The sequence below is a fragment of the Streptomyces sp. NC-S4 genome (assembly GCF_054353315.1).
This window is the reverse complement of record NZ_CM135937.1, coordinates 1,594,238-1,612,688: the sequence shown is the minus strand read 5'-3', so window position 1 is coordinate 1,612,688 and position 18,451 is coordinate 1,594,238. Positions and strand designations below refer to the sequence as shown.

The window sequence follows — 18,451 nt, the reverse complement described above, 5'->3', positions numbered from 1 at the left end:
GCGAGTACCGGCCTTCGAGTCGAAGGCCTCAGTTGTGATCGAAAGGATGTATGGCGATGTCGGTTGTCGAGGGAGCGCGTGTTGACGCGGGTTCAGGGGAGGGGGGAGGAGCCGAGGGGCCCGTTCGTCTGGACGGGCGTCTGAGGTTGGTGCTGGTGGTGCTGCTGGTGGCGCAGTTCATGCTGGCGGTCGATTTCTCGATCCTGAACGTGGCGTTGCCGGTGATCGGTGACGGGCTCGGTTTCTCGTTGTCGAACCTGCAGTGGATCGCGACGTCGTTCGCGCTCTGCGCGGCCGGTTTCACGCTGTTGTTCGGCAGGGTGGCGGATCTGTTCGGTCGGCGGCGGCTGTTCCTGGTGGGTCTGGCGGTGCTGGGCTTGTCCTCGCTCGTGGGCGGTCTGGCGACGTCGCCGGAGATGCTGATCGCGGCGCGGGTGTTCCAGGGGCTGGCGACCGCCGCGGTGACGCCGGCCGGCCTGTCCCTTCTCACCACCTCGTTCCCCGAGGGTCCGCTCCGTGAGAAGGCCCTCGGCCTGAACGGTGCTCTGATGTCGGCCGGCTTCACGACGGGCGCGATCCTGGGCGGTGTCCTGACGGATCTGCTGTCGTGGCGGTGGGCGTTCTTCATCAACGTCCCCGTCGCCCTGGCGGTGTTGTTCATCGCCCCGACGGTGATCAAGGAGTCGCGTCCGTCGGTGCGTCCGAAGCTGGACGTGCCGGGTGCGACGGCGGTGACGCTGGGTCTGCTGGCTCTGATCTACGGTCTGACGCAGGCGGGCGAGCACGGCTGGGGTGCGCCGTCGGCGCTGGGCTGGCTGGCGGCGGGTGTGGTGCTGCTGGTCGTCTTCTACGCGATCGAGTCGAAGAGCCCGGCCCCGCTGGTGCCGGTGTCGGTGCTGAAGAAGAAGACGGTGGCGTGGGGCAACATCGCGGGTCTGATCGCGTTCCTCACCGAGACCAGCCTGGTCTTCCTGATGACGCTGTACCTCCAGGAGGTCCTGGACTTCTCGCCGCTGACGGCGGGTCTGTCCTTCGGTGTGCTGGGCATCGGCACGGTGATCGGCGGTTCCGTCGCCCCGCGGGTGATCGGTGCGGTGGGAACACGGTCGACGCTGATCACCGGCGGTGTGCTGCAGGCGGTGGCGACGCTGAGCCTGGTGGCGCTGGGTGAGACGTCCTCCAGCATGTGGCTGCTGCTCATCGCGACGTTCGCCGGTGGTGTCGGCAACATGCTGGTGATCGTCGGGTTCATGGTGACTGCGACGACGGGTCTGCCGGACCACGAGCAGGGCATGGCGACGGGTCTGGCGACGATGACGCAGCAGGTCGGCATCACGATGGGCACGCCGATCATGTCGGCGATCGCCGCCGCCAACACGGACATCCATGCGGGGATCACGACCGCGGTCATCGTGAACACCGCGATCGTCGTGGTCGGCATCCTCACCACCGTCCTCTTCCTCCGGAACAAGGCCGCGAAGGACCTCGCCGCCGCCGGCTGAACCCCCTGACCGGCCCTTCCCCCCCCCAGAGGCGCCCCGGCACGGCCTCCTTCCCCCCCCGACCGTGCCGGGGCGCCCCCTCCCCAGGTCTCCCTCCCCAGGTCTCCCTCCCCAGGTCTCCCTCCCCAAGGTCTCCTCTTCTCAAGGAACGTGATGGACCTCCGTATCGAAGACCGCGTGTACCTCGTGACCGGCGCGTCGTCCGGAATCGGCGAGGCAGCCGTCCGCCTCCTCGCGGCCGAGGGCGCCACCGTCGTCGGCGTCGCCCGCAAGCCCTGGAGCACCGAAGCCCTCGGCGACCGGGTCAGCACCGTCGCCGCCGACCTCACCGACCCCGACGCCGCGCGCCACGTGGCCGACACGGTCATCGAACGCCACGGCCGGCTCGACGGCCTCGTCAACAACGTCGGCGCGCTGGAGTCCCGTACCGGCTTCCTCGACGTGACCGACGAGCAGTGGCAGCGCACCTTCGAGGTCAACTTCCACTCCGTGGTCCGCATGACCCGCGCGGCCCTCCCCGCGCTCCTGGACAGCGGAGCGGGTGCCCTCGTACACATCGCGAGCGAGGCCGCCCGCTTCCCCGACCCGGGCATCGTCGACTACGCCGCCACCAAGACGGCGCTGCTCTCCCTCTCCAAGTCCCTCGCCGCGGAGTTCGGCGTACGCGGGGTGCGCTCCAACGTGGTCTCGCCCGGGCCCACCCGGACCGCGCTCTTCGACGCTCCCGGCGGGTTCGCCGAGCAGCTCGGCGAGCGGTTCGGCCTCCCGGCCGACGAGGCCGTGGATCACTTCATCCGCGAGGTGCGCCGACTCCCCAGCGGCCGCATCGGAACCCCCGAAGACGTCGCCGGCGTCATCGCGTACCTGCTCTCACCCCTCGCGGGGCAGGTCACCGGCGCCGAGTGGAGCGTCGACGGCGGCGCCCTGCGACAGGTCTGACCGGGCCGATGCGCGCTTCCCTCCTCGCCCTCGCCATAGGTGCCTTCGGCATCGGGACGACCGAGTTCGTCATCGTCGGCCTGCTCCCGGAGGTCGCCGACGACCTGTCCGTCTCCATCCCCTCCGCCGGCATGCTGGTCACCGGATACGCCCTCGGCGTGGTCGTCGGCGCACCGCTGATGACCGCGGCCGGTGCCCGGCTGCCGCGCAAGACCATGCTCGCCGTCCTCATGGCCGTCTTCATCGCCGGCAATCTGCTCTGCGCCCTGGCCGGCGACTACAACGCCCTCATGGGCGGCCGGCTGATCGCCGCCCTCACGCACGGCGCGTTCTTCGGGATCGGCTCCGTCGTGGCAGCCGACCTGGTGGCACCCGACCGGCGGGCCAGCGCCATCGCCCTCATGTTCACCGGCCTCACCCTGGCCAACGTGCTCGGCGTACCGCTGGGCACCTTCCTGGGCCAGGAGTTCGGCTGGCGTTCCACCTTCTGGGCGGTCACCGGCATCGGAGTCGTCGGACTGCTCGGTCTGATCACCCTGGTCCCGGCACAGCCCGCGCCGGAACGCGGAGCCCTGCGCGGTGAACTCGCCGTCTTCCGCCGACCCCAGGTGTGGCTGGCGCTGACGACCACCGTCCTCGGATTCGGCGGGGTCTTCGCCTCCTTCACCTACCTCGCGCCGATGATGACGGAGCTGGCCGGCTTCTCCGACGGCGCGGTCGCCTGGCTCCTCGTCCTCTTCGGTGTCGGGCTGTGCGTGGGCAACGTACTCGGCGGCCGGGCCGCCGACCGGGCCCTGATGCCCAGCCTGTACCTCATCCTCGGCGGCCTCTGCCTGGTCCTGGTGATCTTCACCTTCACCTCGCGCGCCGCCGTGCCCGCCGCGATCACCCTGGCCGCCTTCGGGGCGATCGGATTCGCGACGGTGCCACCGCTGCAGGCCCGTGTGATGCAGCAGGCCGCCGGGGCCCCGGCCCTCGCCTCCGCGGCGAACATCGCGGCCTTCAACCTCGGCAACGCCCTCGGAGCCTGGCTCGGCGGCCTCGCCGTCGCCCACGGCCTCGGATGGACCTCGCCGACCTGGATCGGTGCCGGACTGGCCGCGGCCGGTCTGGGCACCGCGGCGCTCTCCGGTCGTCTCGACCGCCGCGGCCACGGCAGCCGGGACAGCCGTGGGAGCGGCGGGCGCGGCGGGCCGCATCCGCGGCCCGGCGCGGAGCTCCCCACCGCACCACTCACGAACGCACCGGGTGCCGGATCCGGCACCCACTCCATCGTCGAACAGAATTCGAGGTAGACGCATATGAACGGTGTCGATCGCCGGACCATGCTCGCCCGCAGCGCGGCCGTCGTCGGAGGCGCCGCGGTGGCCGGCGCCCTGTCCGGCCCCGTGGCGGCAGCCGCCACCAGCGCCCCCGGCGACGCGGCCCGCGCCGCTGCGGCCGGGACCGGGTCCGTCGTCAGGCCGGGGGACCCGCGCTACGAAATGCTCACCACCGGAAACAACCAGCGCTTCGTGGCCCGCCCGGACTACATCAAGATGGTCCGCTCGACCGCGGACGCCGAACGCGCGCTCAGAGACGCGGTCCGGGCGGGCAAGCGGGTCTCGGTGCGCAGCGGTGGCCACTGCTTCGCCGACTTCGCCGCCCACTCGGGCACCCAGGTCATCATCGACTTCTCGGAGATGACGCACGTCGGCTACGACCCGAAGTTCCGCGCGTTCGAAGTCGAAGCGGGCGCCCGCCTGATCAACGTGTACGAGGCCCTCTACAAGGGCTGGGGCGTCACCATCCCCGGCGGCATCTGCTACAGCGTCGGTGCCGGCGGGCACATAGCCGGCGGCGGCTACGGACTGCTCTCCCGGGCCCACGGCCTGGTCGTCGACCACCTCTACGCCGTGGAGGTCGTGGTGACGGACGGGAAGGGCGGCGTACGCACCGTCGTGGCCACCCGGGAGAAGAACGACCCGAACCGGGACCTGTGGTGGGCGCACACCGGCGGAGGCGGCGGCAACTTCGGCCTGGTGACCCGCTACTGGTTCCGCTCCCCGGGCGCCACCGGATCCGAACCCTCCGAACAGCTGATATCCCCGCCGTCGAAGGTCCTGGTGAGCGCCGTCGACTTCCCCTGGGAGCAGTTGACGGAGGCGAAGTTCACCCGGCTGCTGAAGAACTTCGGTGCCTGGCACGCCGCCAACAGCGCGCCCGACTCCCCGTACCGCAACCTCTCCAGCCTGTTCAACGTCAGCTCCAAGGCGCACGGCAGCCTGGGCATGTTCACCCAGGTCGACGCGACCGTGCCGAACGCGAGAAAACTGCTCGACGACTACCTGGCGGCCATCACGGCCGGCACGGGAGTCACCCCGAAGGCACTCACCCGCCCCACCGGTGAGCTGCCCGCCATGCCACAGTTCGCGGAGCCCAGGACCCTGCCCTGGCTCCAGGCGACCAGACTGGTCGGCACCAACAACCCGGTCATCACCAACCCGACCTCACGCGGCGCGCACAAGTCCGCGTACATGCGCAAGAACTTCACCGACCATCAGATCTCCGCGCTGTACCGGTACATGAGCCGGCCGGACTTCAAGAACCCGGACACCATGCTGGTGCTCTTCTCCTTCGGCGGGCAGGTCAACGCCATGGCGCCCGACGCGACGGCGAACGCGCAGCGCTCGTCCATCTTCAAGATGTGCTTCCAGACGTTCTGGCAGGACGAGGGCGAGGACGCGTTCTACCTGGGCTGGCTGCGCGACCTGTACGAGGACTTCTTCTCGGCGACCGGCGGCGTACCGCTGATCGACGACAGCACCGACGGCTGCTACATCAACTACCCCGACCGTGACATCACCGACCCCCGTCGCAACAGGTCCGGCGTGCCCTGGCAGACGCTCTACTACAAGGACAACTACCCGCGCCTGCAGCAGGTGAAGAGGAAGTACGACCCGTCCGACTTCTTCCGTCACTCGATGTCGATCAAGCCTGCCCGAGGCTGACCCCGTCCCACCCGTAATCCCTGGTCACAAGCCCCGTACTCCGGTCTCCGGAGTGCGGGGCTTCTGTCGTTCCCGGCCGGCCGTTCGAGTGGCCGGGGGCGTTCGTTGACTCCCCGGCCGGCTCCGGGAAAGCTGTGTCCTGGCCGGAAGAGGGCAGCCGAAAAGGCCCCTCGCAGTGAGATCCGATCCCCTGGCCACATCACCTCCCGACAGGCCCGCGGCACATCGCCGTGCCGCGCACCCGCACCCTCGCACGCACCGCCACGGCTCGATTTCCCACGCGTCAGAAAGCACAGAAAGCAGAGGAAGCCATGCGTTCCGTCGCCGTAGTCCTCGGCACCCGGCCGGAAGCCATCAAGTTCGCGCCCGTCATCCGCGCCCTCCAGGACGACCCGCGCTTCGAGCCCGTCGTGATCTCCACCGGGCAGCACCGCCAGATGCTGGACGAGACCCTCGACGACTTCGGCCTCACCGCCGACGTCGACCTGAAAGTGATGGCCCCCAAGCAGACCCTCTCCCAGGTCACCTACCGCTCACTGCGCGGCCTGGAGGACTACTTCGCCACCGCGCCCGCCGACGCCGTCCTGGTCCACGGCGACACCGCCACCACCCTCACCGGAGCCCTGGCCGGATTCCACTTGCGGATCCCCGTCGTCCACGTCGAGGCCGGACTGCGCAGCGGCCGGCTCGGCTCGCCCTTCCCCGAAGAGGGCAACAGACGCCTCGTCGCCCAGGTCGCCGCCCTCCACCTGGCCCCCACCCCCGGCAACCTGGCCAACCTGCTGCGCGAGGGCATCGCCGCCGACACGATCACCGTCACCGGCAACACCGTCATCGACGCCCTGCGCTGGGCCAGCGGCCGCGCCGAGAGCTACGGCGACCCGGCCCTGGCCGACCTCGACACCGACCCGCGCCGGATCGTCCTGGCCTCCGCGCACCGCCGCGAGGCGTGGCCGCACCTGCCGCAGATCGGCCGGGCCCTGGCCCGCATCGCCGACGAGCCCGGTGTGCGCGTCGTCGTCCCGCTGCACCGCAACCCCGTCGTCCGCGAGGCGCTCCTCCCGCACATCGGCAGCCACCCGAGCATCACCGTCGTCGACCCGCTGCCCTACCTCAGCTTCTGCAAGCTCATGGGCCGCGCCGACGTCATCGTCTCGGACAGCAGCGGCAGCCAGGAGGAAGGGCCCGCGCTCGGCAAGCCCACGCTCGTCCTCGGCGACGTCACCGAGCGGTCCGAGGCCATCGTCGCCGGCACCGCCTGCCTGGTCGGAACGGCCACCGAGGGCATCGTCACCCGCACCCTGCAACTGCTGCGCGACCGGGCCGAGTACGACCGGATGGCCACCGCCGCCAACCCGTACGGCGACGGACGGGCCACCACCCGCACGGTCGCCGCGCTCGCCCACTTCTTCGGCCTGGGACCCGCGCCCGAGCCCTTCGTCCCCGACAGCGCCGTCGACGAGCTCAGCGTCGAGCTCGCCCGCACGGCCGACTTCGCCCGCACCTGAACCCCGGAGAGGAACCGCCGCATGAGCGCCACCCCGTCCGCCGTCGAACGCCCCCTGAACTTCAGCACCCCGTACCTGAGGGCCGCGCTCGTCCGCGACGCAGTGGACTACACCGTCGAGGGCCGCACCATCGTCGTCAACCCCGGCGTGACGCCCGTGACCATCGCGGAGACACCGCGCAAGACCATCCCCCCGCTCTCCTCGACCGTCCTCGCCGACACCCGCATCGAGAAGGCCGACGCGCTCCTCCTCCTGCGCACCGCCCCCGACGGCACCGACATCACCGGCATCACCGCGGAACCCGGCTGGTCCCACCTCGCCGACCTCCTCGGCCCCGGGGAATTCCCCCGCGAGACCGCCCTCCACCGCAGCCCCCAGGACGACATCAACACCGTCCTGTTCGACCCGGCCCACGTACTCGGCGAGCGCGAGAGCGCCATGGACCTGCGCGAGTTCAACGTCCGCGCCAACCTCTGGTTCTCGCCCGCCGGCACCGACTGCGCCGTCCACAACAGCCACGACTTCATCGAGGTCCACACCCAGGTCCACGGCCTGGGCCGGATGCAGCGCTTCCGGGACCGCGACCACGCCTCGCTCTACCAGGACGTCCTGATGAGCCCCGGCTACACCACCCCGGACCCCTTCTGCGCCACCGGCCCCCAGTGCACCTACCACTACCCCTGGCACCAGTACCGGGCCGACACCGACTGCATCTGGCTCGCCATCGAGTACCACCCCGTACCCCGCGCGCTGCGCACGCTCCGCCCCGCGACCGCCCTCACCACCCTGGAGAACCACTCATGACCACCACCGGCACCGGCAAGCACTCCGAGCCCGTCCTGCGCGCCCCGAAGTTCACCGCCGAGGTCGTCGCCGACCAGCTCCGCGACGGCTACTGGCTGGAGGCGCCCGACATCAACGGCGACGGCAAGCCCGACCTGTTCGGCTACGGACTGCGGCTCGGCGAGATCTACTGGTACGCCAACGACGGCGACTGGACCCGCCGGCTGATAGCCGACCGCATCAAGATGCCGGTCGGCGCCGACTTCGCCGACGTCAGCGGCAACGGCCACCCCGACGTCATCGTCTGCTACGACCTCTACGGCCCGATCGGCACGATCCACGACGCCAACACCGAAGGCGGAAAGATCGACTGGCTGGAGAACCCGGGCACCCCCGACAAGGACGAGTCCCGCTGGAAGCGCCACTACGTCGGCCGCGCCACCGGTATGCACCGGCTGCGCGCCGGCCACTTCACCCGCACCGACCGGCTCCAGATCATCGGCCTGCCGATCGTCGCCAAGGAGGACGTCCACGCCGTACTGCCCGTGGTGCTGTTCACCCAGCCCGACGACGTGCACACGGCGCAGGAGTGGCCGATGACCGTCATCGACGACAGCCACTTCCGGATGATCCACGGCGCCGAGAAGAAGAAGGGCCTGATCCCCGGCTCCGACCTCGAATCCCTGCTGCTGGCCTCCGACGAGGGCGTCACCTGGCTCTGGTTCGACGAAGCCCGCCAGGAGTGGGTCCGCGAGCTGATCGGCACGGGTGAGCTCACCCAGTTCGAGCAGACCGGCTTCCGCGGCAGCGGCGACCTCAACGCGGGCCGGCTCGGCGACGACCCGATGGCGTACGTCGCCGCGATCGAGCCCTTCCACGGCAACACCGTCGCCGTCTACACGAAGGCCGAGGCTGGCGAGGGCTGGAACCGGGTCCTGCTCGACGTGTACGGCGACCCCAACGAGAACGGCGAGGGCCCCGGCCACCAGATCGTCTGCGCCGACTTCGACGGCGACGGCGACGAGGAGTTCCTCGTGGCCCTGCGCGGACCGTGGCCCTGGCAGGGCGTCATGTACTACAAGGCGATCGACGCGGCCAACGGTGTCTGGGCCAAGTGGCGGGTCTCCGAGGAATCCGTCGCCCGCATCGCCACCGCCGACTTCAACGGGGACGGCCGCCTCGACTTCGCGACCATCGCGTACTCCGTCCAGAACTACTACGTGGCCAAGGACGCCAAGCTCATGGTCTACCGCAACGAGATCGACCAGTAGCCGGCACCCGGCCCCACCGGACAGTCCCGTACGCCTCTTCGCGCCACCGGGACCGCGCACCGCACCGCGGAGCACGGTCCCGGGCCGTCCCCGACGAAACCCACTTCCGAAAGAGCGATTCCCTGTGGCCTCCACGACGTCCCCCGACGCCGCGAAGCGGGCGAAACTGCCCTCACTGACCGGCCTGCGGTTCTTCGCCGCACTCTCCGTCTTCTTCTTCCACTCATCCCTCACCGACTCCCCGATCCCGCCGAACGCGCCCATCAACCCCTTCGCCGACGCCGGCATCGCGGACGGGTTCTCCACCGCCTTCGGCAAGGCCGGCTACCTGGGAGTCTCCTTCTTCTTCGTCCTCTCGGGCTTCGTCCTCGCCTGGGCCGCCAAGCCCGGCGAGCGCGTCACCGCCTTCCTCCGCCGCCGACTGCTGAAGATCTTCCCCAACCATCTCGTCGTCTTCGCCGCCGCGATGGTCCTCTTCGCAGGCTCGGCCGTCACCGGCGTCGCCGACTGGCTCCCGAACCTCTTCCTCATCCACACCTGGTGGCCGCAGCCCACCGTCAACCTCAGCGTCAACCCGCCCAGCTGGTCCCTCGGCAGCGAGCTGCTCTTCTACATGCTCTTCCCGGCCCTCATCGTGCCGATCCGGCGGCTCCGCGGCCGGACCGCCCTGTGGGGCTGGAGCGCCGCGATGATCGCCGGGATGGTCGCCCTCCAGCTGGTCGCCACCTACTTCGTCCCCGACACCCCGAAGTCCACCATCACGCCGATCTCCGGGATGCAGTTCTGGTTCGGCTACCTGCTTCCGGCCGGCCGGCTCTTCGAATTCGTGCTCGGCATCCTGCTCGCCCGGATCGTCCTCGCCGGACTGTGGCCGCGCCGCGTCGGCTTCGGCGTCTCCCTCGTGCTCACGGTCCTCGGCTACGCCGCCGCGCTCGTCGCCCCGTTCCAGTACGGGTTCGTCGTCGCGACGATCATCCCGGTCGCCGCGCTCATCGGGGCCACCGCACAGGCCGACGTGGACGACCGGGCCACCTTCCTGCGCAGCCGGCCCATGGTGTGGCTGGGCGAGGTGTCCTTCGGCTTCTACCTCGTCCAGGGCGTCACGATCTTCTACCTGCGCTCCCTGCTGGGCGAGAACACCTACAGCGTCCCGGTCGCACTGCTGGTGATCGCGGGCTTCTTCGCGGCGTCCCTGCTGGGGGGCTGGCTCCTGTTCCGCTTCGTCGAGATGCCCGCCATGCGCCGCTTCGGCCGCGCCAGGACCCGCACGCCGTCCGCCGCGGCACCCGCCCCGGCCGCCGAACCCTCCGGCGACCGGACCCCGGTCACCGCGGCCGCCCGGGACTGACCCGCCGCCCTACCGCTCCCCGCCCGCGTCGGCATCCGCCGACGCGGGCTTCGCGCTGTCGTGCCCCACCGCCGCAGGACCGGCGGTCAGGCTCGACAGCATGCGCAGCGCGGCGTCGGAAGGGGAGGACTCGGGGGCGCTGTAGAGCAGCATCCGGTGGTTGGTGCCGTCGGTGAGGTGCAGGTTCTCGAAGTCGAGGGTCAGCGGGCCCACGACCGGGTGGTGCAGGGTCTTGGTGCCGACCGTGCAGTCCCGTACGGGGTGCTTCGACCACAGCGAGGCGAAGTCGGGGCTCTGCAGCATGAGCGACCCGATGAGTTCGGCGAGTGCGCGGTCCTCCGGATTGCGCCCGGCGACCAGGCGCAGGGCCGCCAGGGCGACCCGGGCCTCGCTCTTCCAGTCCGTGTAGAGCTCCCGGGTGTGCGGATCCAGGAACAGCATCCGCGTGAGGTTCGGGCGTACGGCCGGGTCGTCGGGGCTCGCGATGTCCACATGCCCCGCGAGCAGGGCGTGCCCGAGCGGATTCCAGGCCAGCACGTTGTTGCGGCCGTCCAGGACGACCGCCGGGACGTGCGGCATCGAGGCGATCAGCCGGCGCGTGGTGGCACGGGCGTACTCGGGACGCGGCGACTGGGCCCGCTTGGCGCGCGGCGGCCGCGCGAGGTTCAGCAGGTGCGCGTGCTCGTCCGGGGTCAGGCGCAGGGCACGGGCCAGTGCGTCGAGGACGCTGTCCGAGGCATTGGTGCTTTGCCCCTGCTCCAGGTGCGTGTAGTAGGTGATGCTCACGCCGGCCAGGAGGGCGAGCTCCTCACGCCGCAGCCCGGGCACGCGCCGACGGGTGCCGTGGGAGGGGAGCCCGACGTCCTCGGGCTGGAGCTGGGCGCGACGAGTGCGGAGGAACTCGCCCAGTGCAGTCGGTGTGTCCATGCGTTCCAGTGTGCCGGGGGAGGGCGCCGAACGCTGCCCGTGAAGGTGGCCCTGGGAGTGCTAGCCTGCGCGGCGCCAGCAACACCAGGGGGCTGGGTAACCCCTTCCGACCGGTCCAGAGTCGATGACGCAACAGCTCGTTGCGTGATCGAGAGGATGTGGTTCGCGATGTCGGTCGTCGAGGGTGCGAGGGTCGTCGATACGGGAACGGAGGGGCCCGTCCGGCTGGACGGCCGTCTCAAGTTGGTTCTCGTGGTGCTGCTGGTGGCGCAGTTCATGCTGGCGGTCGATTTCTCGATCCTGAACGTGGCGTTGCCGGTGATCGGTGACGGGCTCGGTTTCTCGTTGTCGAACCTGCAGTGGATCGCGACGTCGTTCGCGCTCTGCGCGGCCGGTTTCACGCTGTTGTTCGGCAGGGTGGCGGATCTGTTCGGTCGGCGGCGGCTGTTCCTGGTGGGTCTGGCGGTGCTGGGCCTGTCCTCGCTGGCGGGTGGTCTGGCGAACAGTCCGGAGATGCTGCTGGTGGCGCGTGTGTTCCAGGGTCTTGCGACGGCGGCGGTGACGCCGGCGGGTCTGTCGCTGCTGACGACGTCGTTCCCCGAGGGGCCGCTGCGTCAGAAGGCGCTGGGTCTCAACGGTGCTCTGATGTCGGCCGGCTTCACGACGGGCGCGATCCTGGGCGGTGTCCTGACGGATCTGCTGTCGTGGCGGTGGGCGTTCTTCATCAACGTGCCCGTCGCCCTGGCGGTGTTGTTCATCGCTCCTGCGGTGATCAAGGAGTCGCGTCCGTCGGTGCGTCCGAAGCTGGACGTGCCGGGTGCGACGGCGGTGACGCTGGGTCTGCTGGCTCTGATCTACGGTCTGACGCAGGCGGGCGAGCACGGCTGGGGTGCGCCGTCGGCGCTGGGCTGGCTGGCGGCGGGTGTGGTGCTGCTGGTGGTGTTCTACGCGATCGAGTCGAAGAGCCCGGCCCCGCTGGTGCCGGTGTCGGTGCTGAAGAAGAAGACGGTGGCGTGGGGCAACATCGCGGGTCTGATCGCGTTCCTCACCGAGACCAGCCTGGTCTTCCTGATGACGCTGTACCTCCAGGAGGTCCTGGACTTCTCCCCGCTGACGGCGGGGCTGTCCTTCGGCGTGCTGGGCATCGGCACCGTGATCGGCGGTTCCGTCGCCCCGCGGGTGATCGGTGCAGTGGGAACACGGTCGACGCTGATCACCGGCGGTGTGCTGCAGGCGGTGGCGACGCTGAGCCTGATCGCACTGGGTGAGACGTCCTCCAGCATGTGGCTGCTGCTGATCGCGACGTTCGCCGGTGGTGTCGGCAACATGCTGGTGATCGTCGGGTTCATGGTGACGGCCACGACGGGCCTGCCGGACCACGAGCAGGGCATGGCGGCGGGTCTGGCGACGATGACGCAGCAGGTCGGCATCACGATGGGCACGCCGATCATGTCGGCGATCGCCGCCGCCAACACGGACATCCATGCGGGGATCACGACCGCGGTCATCGTGAACACCGCGATCGTCGTGGTCGGCATCCTCACCACCGTCCTCTTCCTCCGCAGCAAGCAGGCCGGCTGACGAAGTGCGCGCGTCCACTAAGGCAACTCCGCCTTGTGACAGCCCTGCCCCGGCCGCGAACGTTGGCCCCGGGCCCGGCGCGAGCGCCGGCTACCGATGGAAAGGAACCCCGATGGCCACACCCACCGTCGTCAGCTGGGAGCAGGTGTCCGTGCCCACCCCGTCCGGGCCCCTTCCCGCCCGGGTGTACCGGCCCGGTACCGCTTCACCGCAGGGCTGGCTGGTGTGGGCCCACGGGGGCAGCTGGCGTGCCGGATCCGCCCAGGACTGGCACGGCGCCACCGCCGAACTCGCCCGCCACTCCGGCTTCGGCGTGGTCAGCGTGGACTACCGGCTCGCCCCCGAGGTACGCCACCCGGCCATGGTCGAGGACGTCCTGGCCGCCCTGACCTGGGCCGGGGAACAGCAGGACGGGCCTTTCGGAGTCCCGTCCGCCGCGTCCGTCCCGTCCGTCCCGTCCGCCGCGTCCGTCCCGTCCGCCGCGCCCGTCCCGTCCGCCGCGCCCGTCCTGGCCGTCGGCGGGGACAGCGCCGGCGGCACCCTCGCCGCCTCGGCCGCCCTCGTCTGCCGCGACCGCGGGGTGCCGCTGGCCGCGCAGGTGCTGGCGTACCCGCCGCTGGACCCCGGCTGCGCGGCGGCCTCGTACCACCGCTTCCCGGACATGTTCCCCACGGCCTCCTACCTGAGAGCGGCCTGGCAGGACTACCGGCACCCGGGCCGGCCGGTCGCCGCAGACGGCACACGGCTCCACAGCACCCCCTTCGAAGCCGCCGACCTGCGCGGAGTGGCACCGGCCGTGATGGCCACCGGCGACCTCGACCCCGTCAGCGACGACGTGCACCACTACGGGCGCCTGTTGCGGGCGGCCGGGGTGGAGGTCGCCCTGCGGGAGTTCCGGCAGACCGGTCACGGGGCGTTCCTGCAGCCCGGCCACGGCCCGGGCGGGCACCCGACGACCTCGATGCGCGGCTGGCTCGGGCTGGCCCTGCGGCGGCTCATCTCACCGAACGGCCCCGAAAACGTTCTCTCCTCCCCTCCCTGGAGCTGACATGACCACCTCCGACGTCCCCAACCTCGACGCCCTGCTGCGCCACTTCGCCGATCTGCGCGACGGCATCCACGGCGGCTCCGTGTCCCGCCCCGACAAGGAGGAGCACTTCCGGGCCGCCGCGCGCCTGCTGGACCCGTACGCCCGCCAGGCGCTCGGCGAGCTCAATGACGAACTGCTCCTGGGACAGGGCGTCATCGACGCCAGCGGCGTCCAACGAGCCGACGACCGCAGCCTCTTCCACGCCTGGACCCTGTGGTGGGACGAGCAGTCGGCCGCCGACATCCCGCCCGTGACGCTGTACGCGCACTACGGAGCCTCCTTCCACCACCCGCACCTGCGCGGCGCGACGGTCTCCGAATGGCCGCTGAACGTCTTCGACGACGCGCAGGCCGCCGCCGAACTGCCCACCCTGCGCGCGATCGCCGCCGCGGACCTCCACAACCTGGTCTTCGAACGGGACTTCCGGATCGTGCCCGCGACCATGGCGGGCGCCACCGGCCTCCCCGCCCACCAGCACTGAAAGGCGGCCCGTCATGACGAAGCTGCGACTGTCCGTACTCGACCAGACCCCGGTCGGCGAGGACCACACCCCGGACCAGGCGCTGCGCGCCTCCGTGGACCTCGCCCGCGCCGCCGAGGACCTCGGCTACACCCGCTACTGGGTCGCCGAACACCACGACTCGCCCGGCTTCGCGAGCAGCGCGCCCGAGATCCTCGCCGGTACCCTGCTCGCCCACACCACACGGATGCGCATCGGGACCGGCGGGGTGCTGCTGCCCCGCTACGACCCGGCCAAGGTGGCCGAGGTGTTCGGCGTACTGGCCTCCCTCCACCCGGGACGCGTCGACCTAGGCATCGGACGGGCCGGCGGCCCCGCCCGCGACTTCCCGCAGCGGCTGGCCCAGCTGCGCGCGTTACTGGGCGAGGGCGGAGTCGTCCCGCACGCACCGGTGCCGCCGCGGATGTGGCTCCTGGGCGCGGGACGGGAGTCGGCGCGGCTGGCCGGGCTGCTCGGCACCGAGTTCGCGTTCGGGCACTTCTTCTCCCCGGCGGGCGGCCAGGAGGCCTTCGAGCACTACCGCGCCCAGTTCCGTACCGCCACGGGGGACCGGCCTGGCGGCGCGCTCGCGGTCCGCGTGGTGACGGCGGACAGCGCCGGCCGCGCCGAGGAACTGGCCCAGAGCCTGCTGCTGTGGCGCGCCCGCAAGGACCTCGGCCAGGACGGCCCGCTGCCGTCGTACGAGACCACGCGCCGCCACCGCTGGACGGGCGCGGAACTGGAACGGGCCAAGGTGCACCGCACGGCCCTGGTCTCCGGGGCACCGGAGCAGGTGTCCGCGGTACTGGCGGCCCTCGCCGGGAGCCACGGCGTGGACGAGCTGATCGTCAACACCCTGACCTGCGACCCGGCGGACCGCCGGCGCTCGTACGAGCTGCTGTCCGAGGCCTTCGGCCTCCGGGCCCACGAGGCGCGGCCGGCGGACCCGGTGGGAGTATCCGGCCCGGCTGTGCGGGGTCAGGAGCGGTCGAGGCCCCAGGTCTGGAGCGCGTAGGGCCGGCCCTTCTCCTCGCCCGTGATCAACGGAACGTCGAGGAGCCGGAAACCGGCCCGGGTGGCCACACCGACGCTGGAGGCGTTCTCGGCCTCCAGCTCCAGGACCACCCGGTCCACCCCCAGCTCCTCGAAGGCGTACGCGGCCATCACCCGCACGGCCCGGGCGGCCAGTCCCCGGCCCCGGTGCGCCGGACCGAGCGCGTACCCGAGCTCCGTGCCCTCCGGCGCGCGCTTGAGCATCACCTCGCCGAGCGGGGCGCCGCCGTCGACGGTGATGGCCAGCAGCAGGGCCTTACCCTCCTTGCGCAGCTCCCGCGCCCGGCCGAGGCGGTCGCGGGCGGCCCGGTCGTCGAAGGGGGAGACGATCGGCGTCCAGTACGCGATGTCGGGGTGGTCGAAGAGCCCGGGCATCGACGCCAGGTCGGCCTCGGTCCAGTCGCGCAGGACCAGTCCCTCGCCCGTCAGCTCCACCCGGTCGGGAAAGGACGGCGTCGTGCTGCTCATACGGGAGGACCTCCATGGCCGGTGCGGGACGTACCAAGATATCCGGCGGCCGTTCACCCGCTCACCGGAATATCCGCCCGGTGGTTCCGGGGCGGCCTGGGTCGTCTCTTTCGGATCTTGTCGGCCGAGCCCGCGGCGTCCGGTGCCGTGGCCGGCAAGGCGGAGGTGCGCCCGTGTACTGGACGTACTCTGGCGCCCCGACAACGCGGCCGGGTGCGGTGCCGGGCGTCGCGGGCCCGGCAAGATCCGAAAGAGACGGCCTAGACCACGTACCGGTCCGGGGCGAAGAGGGAGGGGTTCGCCGCGATCCAGTCCGAGGTGCGGCGCAGCCCCTCCTCCAGGCCGACTCCGGGCCGCCAGCCGGCCCAGTCGCGGGCCCGGGAGTTGTCCGACAGCAGGCGCTGGACCTCGCTGCCCGACGGGCGCAGCCGCGCCGGGTCCACCACCACCTCCGCGTCCCGCCCGGACGCCGCGATCAGGGCCTGTGCCAGCGCCCCGACGGAGATCTCCTCACCGGTACCGAGGTTGACCACCTCACCCAGCGCCCGATCGCACTCGGCCACCGCCAGGAAGCCCTCCGCCGTGTCCGTCACGTACGTGAAGTCCCGCGTCGGCGTGAGCGAGCCGAGGCGGATCTCCCGGGACCCCGCGTGCAGTTGCGCAAGGATCGTCGGGATGACCGCGCGCGCCGACTGGCGCGGCCCGTACGTGTTGAACGGGCGCACCACCGTCACCGGGAGTTCGAAGGCGTGGTGGAAGGAGAGCGCCATCATGTCCGCGCCGATCTTCGACGCGGAGTACGGGGACTGCGGCTGCAGAGGGTGGCTCTCGGAGATCGGGGCGGTCAGCGCCGTCCCGTAGACCTCACTGGTCGACGTGTGCACGAGGCGCCGTACGCCGTGCCGCCGGCAGGCCTCCGCCACGTTCTGCGTGCCCGTGACGTTCGTCTGCACGTACGCGCCCGGCGAGGCGTAGCTGTACGGAATCCCGATCAGCGCCGCCAGGTGGAAGACGGTGTCGCAGCCGGCCACCGCGTCGCTGACCCGGCCCGCGTCACGGACATCGCCCGCCCACATCTCCACCGGGCCGTCCGGGTCGGCGAGGTAGCGCGCCAGGTGGCCCTTCTCGGCGTACGGCTTGTAGTGGACGAAGGCACGCACCCGCGCGCCCCGTGACACCAGCAGGTCCACCAGCGTCGAGCCGATGAAGCCCTCCGCGCCGGTGACGAGGACGGTGCGGTCGGTCCAGCTGTTCATATGCGCTCCAGGTGAGGGGTGGGTACGAGGCCGGCGACGCGGATCACTTCGGCGGCCAGCAGTTCGGCGGCCCGCGCGTGCGGGCCGGGGTCGGCGGCGCCGGCCATCGCCGACAGCCGCGCCGGGTCGGCCAGCAGCGGCCCGATGAGGCCGGCGAGACGCTCGGCGGTGGTCTCGCCATCGGGCAGGAGCAGTCCGGCGCCCGCGTCCGACAGCACCCGCGCGTTGTGGGTCTGGTGGTCGCCGGGCGCGTGCGGGTAGGGCACGAGGACCGCCGGGACCCCGGTCGCCGCGAGCTCGGCGACGGTCGCGGAGCCCGCCCGGCACACCACCAGGTCGGCGGCCGCGTAGACGAGGTCCATCCGGTCCAGGTACGGCACGGCGCGAGCGATCCGCTGCCCGCCGGACGCCGCCAGCTCGGCGACCGCGTCCGGCAGCGCCGCCGGACCGGTCTTGACCAGCAGCTGTACGTCGTCCCGGTACTGCCACAGGCCCGCCAGCGCCGCTGCCGCCCGCGTGAGGCGGACCGCGCCCAGGCTGCCGCCGTTGAAGACGACCAGCCGGCGCCCCTCGGGCACCCCGAGCGCGCGCCGGGCCTCGGCGCGCAGCGCCGCCCGGTCCGGCCCGGGCAGCTGCGCGAGGCCGGAGAGGGCCGCAGAGATCGGCATCCCGGTGGTCAGCGCCCGGTCACCGCCCGAGAGGTGACCCCGGCTGCGGTCGAAGGCCACCGCGACGTGCGGGGTGAGCCGGGCGGCGAACTGGTTGGCCCGGCCAGGTACCGCGTTCGACTCGTGGATCACGGCCGGCAGTCCCGCCAGCCGGGCACCGAGCACGGCGGGGGCGCTCGGATACCCGCCCATGCCCACGACGACGTGGGCACCCTGCGCGCGGATCACCGCACGCGCCTGGTGCGCCGAGCGGAGCAGCGCCGCGGGGAGCAGGTACCGCTTCGCCCCCAGCGCGGGATCGAAGGGGATCATGTCGACGGTGTGCAGGCGGTGGCCGGCGCCGGGGATCAGCTCGGTCTCCAGGCCCCGCTCGGTCCCGATGAACGAGACCACGGCGCCGGGCACGGCGCCGCGCAGCGCCTCCGCGAGGGCGAGACCGGGATAGATGTGCCCGCCGGTGCCGCCCGCACCGATCACGACGGAGAGTGCCGTGGATGTGTGGGGTGTGGTGGTGGTCATGTGCGCACACTCCCGGTGCGCCCTAAGAACGTTCTAAGAGGTTCTCTCA

16 protein-coding genes are annotated in these 18,451 nt (G+C 71.5%); 12 read left to right on the top strand and 4 right to left on the bottom strand.

Annotation, left to right across the window (positions count from 1 at the left end; genetic code table 11):
* Nucleotides 1-56 precede the first annotated feature (56 nt).
* The 8 genes from ACXNSR_RS06665 to ACXNSR_RS06630 all read left to right on the top strand — a co-directional run bounded on the left by ACXNSR_RS06665 (nt 57) and on the right by ACXNSR_RS06630 (nt 10,341).
* Nucleotides 57-1,502 (top strand): MFS transporter, encoded by a 1,446-nt coding sequence (locus ACXNSR_RS06665; protein WP_458641225.1) that lies wholly within the window; start codon nt 57-59, stop codon nt 1,500-1,502.
* Nucleotides 1,503-1,655: 153 nt separating this feature from the next.
* Complete coding sequence (locus ACXNSR_RS06660; RefSeq protein WP_458641224.1) at nt 1,656-2,441, top strand: SDR family NAD(P)-dependent oxidoreductase; 786 nt, start codon at nt 1,656-1,658, stop codon at nt 2,439-2,441.
* Nucleotides 2,442-2,449: 8 nt separating this feature from the next.
* Nucleotides 2,450-3,736, top strand: a complete 1,287-nt coding sequence (locus ACXNSR_RS06655) for an MFS transporter (RefSeq protein ID WP_458641223.1) — start codon at nt 2,450-2,452, stop codon at nt 3,734-3,736.
* A 6-nt stretch (nt 3,737-3,742) separates the two neighbouring features.
* On the top strand, nt 3,743-5,431 hold the full coding sequence (locus tag ACXNSR_RS06650; RefSeq protein WP_458641222.1) for an FAD-dependent oxidoreductase: 1,689 nt from the start codon (nt 3,743-3,745) through the stop codon (nt 5,429-5,431).
* Between the two features lie 311 nt (nt 5,432-5,742).
* On the top strand, nt 5,743-6,939 hold the full coding sequence (wecB, locus tag ACXNSR_RS06645; protein ID WP_458641221.1) for a non-hydrolyzing UDP-N-acetylglucosamine 2-epimerase: 1,197 nt from the start codon (nt 5,743-5,745) through the stop codon (nt 6,937-6,939).
* 21 nt (nt 6,940-6,960) lie between these two features.
* On the top strand, nt 6,961-7,743 hold the full coding sequence (locus ACXNSR_RS06640) for a hypothetical protein (protein ID WP_458641220.1): 783 nt from the start codon (nt 6,961-6,963) through the stop codon (nt 7,741-7,743).
* Nucleotides 7,740-8,993 (top strand): FG-GAP repeat domain-containing protein, encoded by a 1,254-nt coding sequence (locus ACXNSR_RS06635; protein ID WP_458641219.1) that lies wholly within the window; start codon nt 7,740-7,742, stop codon nt 8,991-8,993. The genes ACXNSR_RS06640 and ACXNSR_RS06635 overlap by 4 nt, the downstream gene beginning before the upstream one ends.
* A 124-nt stretch (nt 8,994-9,117) precedes the next feature.
* Complete coding sequence (locus ACXNSR_RS06630; protein ID WP_458641218.1) at nt 9,118-10,341, top strand: acyltransferase family protein; 1,224 nt, start codon at nt 9,118-9,120, stop codon at nt 10,339-10,341.
* A gap of 9 nt (nt 10,342-10,350) precedes the next feature.
* Here ACXNSR_RS06630 and ACXNSR_RS06625 read toward each other — a convergent pair whose 3' ends face one another.
* A complete protein-coding gene (locus ACXNSR_RS06625; RefSeq protein ID WP_458641217.1) occupies nt 10,351-11,268 on the bottom strand; it encodes a helix-turn-helix domain-containing protein in 918 nt (305 codons plus the stop codon).
* Between the two features lie 168 nt (nt 11,269-11,436).
* Between ACXNSR_RS06625 and ACXNSR_RS06620 the strand changes: the two genes are divergently transcribed.
* The 4 genes from ACXNSR_RS06620 to ACXNSR_RS06605 all read left to right on the top strand — a co-directional run bounded on the left by ACXNSR_RS06620 (nt 11,437) and on the right by ACXNSR_RS06605 (nt 15,453).
* Nucleotides 11,437-12,849 carry an MFS transporter gene (locus ACXNSR_RS06620; protein ID WP_458641216.1) on the top strand — a complete coding sequence of 471 codons (1,413 nt, stop codon included), beginning with the start codon at nt 11,437-11,439 and terminating at the stop codon, nt 12,847-12,849.
* A 112-nt stretch (nt 12,850-12,961) separates the two neighbouring features.
* A complete protein-coding gene (locus ACXNSR_RS06615; RefSeq protein ID WP_458641215.1) occupies nt 12,962-13,897 on the top strand; it encodes an alpha/beta hydrolase in 936 nt (311 codons plus the stop codon).
* A gap of 1 nt (nt 13,898) precedes the next feature.
* A complete protein-coding gene (locus ACXNSR_RS06610) occupies nt 13,899-14,420 on the top strand; it encodes a hypothetical protein (protein WP_458641214.1) in 522 nt (173 codons plus the stop codon).
* A gap of 13 nt (nt 14,421-14,433) precedes the next feature.
* Nucleotides 14,434-15,453, top strand: a complete 1,020-nt coding sequence (locus tag ACXNSR_RS06605; protein ID WP_458641213.1) for an LLM class flavin-dependent oxidoreductase — start codon at nt 14,434-14,436, stop codon at nt 15,451-15,453.
* Here the strand turns inward: ACXNSR_RS06605 and ACXNSR_RS06600 are convergent.
* The 3 genes from ACXNSR_RS06600 to ACXNSR_RS06590 all read right to left on the bottom strand — a co-directional run bounded on the left by ACXNSR_RS06600 (nt 15,417) and on the right by ACXNSR_RS06590 (nt 18,402).
* Entirely contained in the window at nt 15,417-15,959 is a 543-nt protein-coding gene (locus ACXNSR_RS06600) for a GNAT family N-acetyltransferase (RefSeq protein WP_458641212.1), read from the bottom strand. The genes ACXNSR_RS06605 and ACXNSR_RS06600 overlap by 37 nt on opposite strands.
* Before the next feature lie 260 nt (nt 15,960-16,219).
* Nucleotides 16,220-17,215 carry an SDR family NAD(P)-dependent oxidoreductase gene (locus tag ACXNSR_RS06595; protein ID WP_458641211.1) on the bottom strand — a complete coding sequence of 332 codons (996 nt, stop codon included), beginning with the start codon at nt 17,213-17,215 and terminating at the stop codon, nt 16,220-16,222.
* Nucleotides 17,212-18,402: a UDP-N-acetylglucosamine--N-acetylmuramyl-(pentapeptide) pyrophosphoryl-undecaprenol N-acetylglucosamine transferase gene (locus ACXNSR_RS06590; RefSeq protein ID WP_458641210.1), complete on the bottom strand. Its 1,191-nt coding sequence runs from the start codon at nt 18,400-18,402 to the stop codon at nt 17,212-17,214. Before ACXNSR_RS06590 ends, ACXNSR_RS06595 begins: the two co-directional genes overlap by 4 nt.
* Nucleotides 18,403-18,451: the final 49 nt, after the last annotated feature.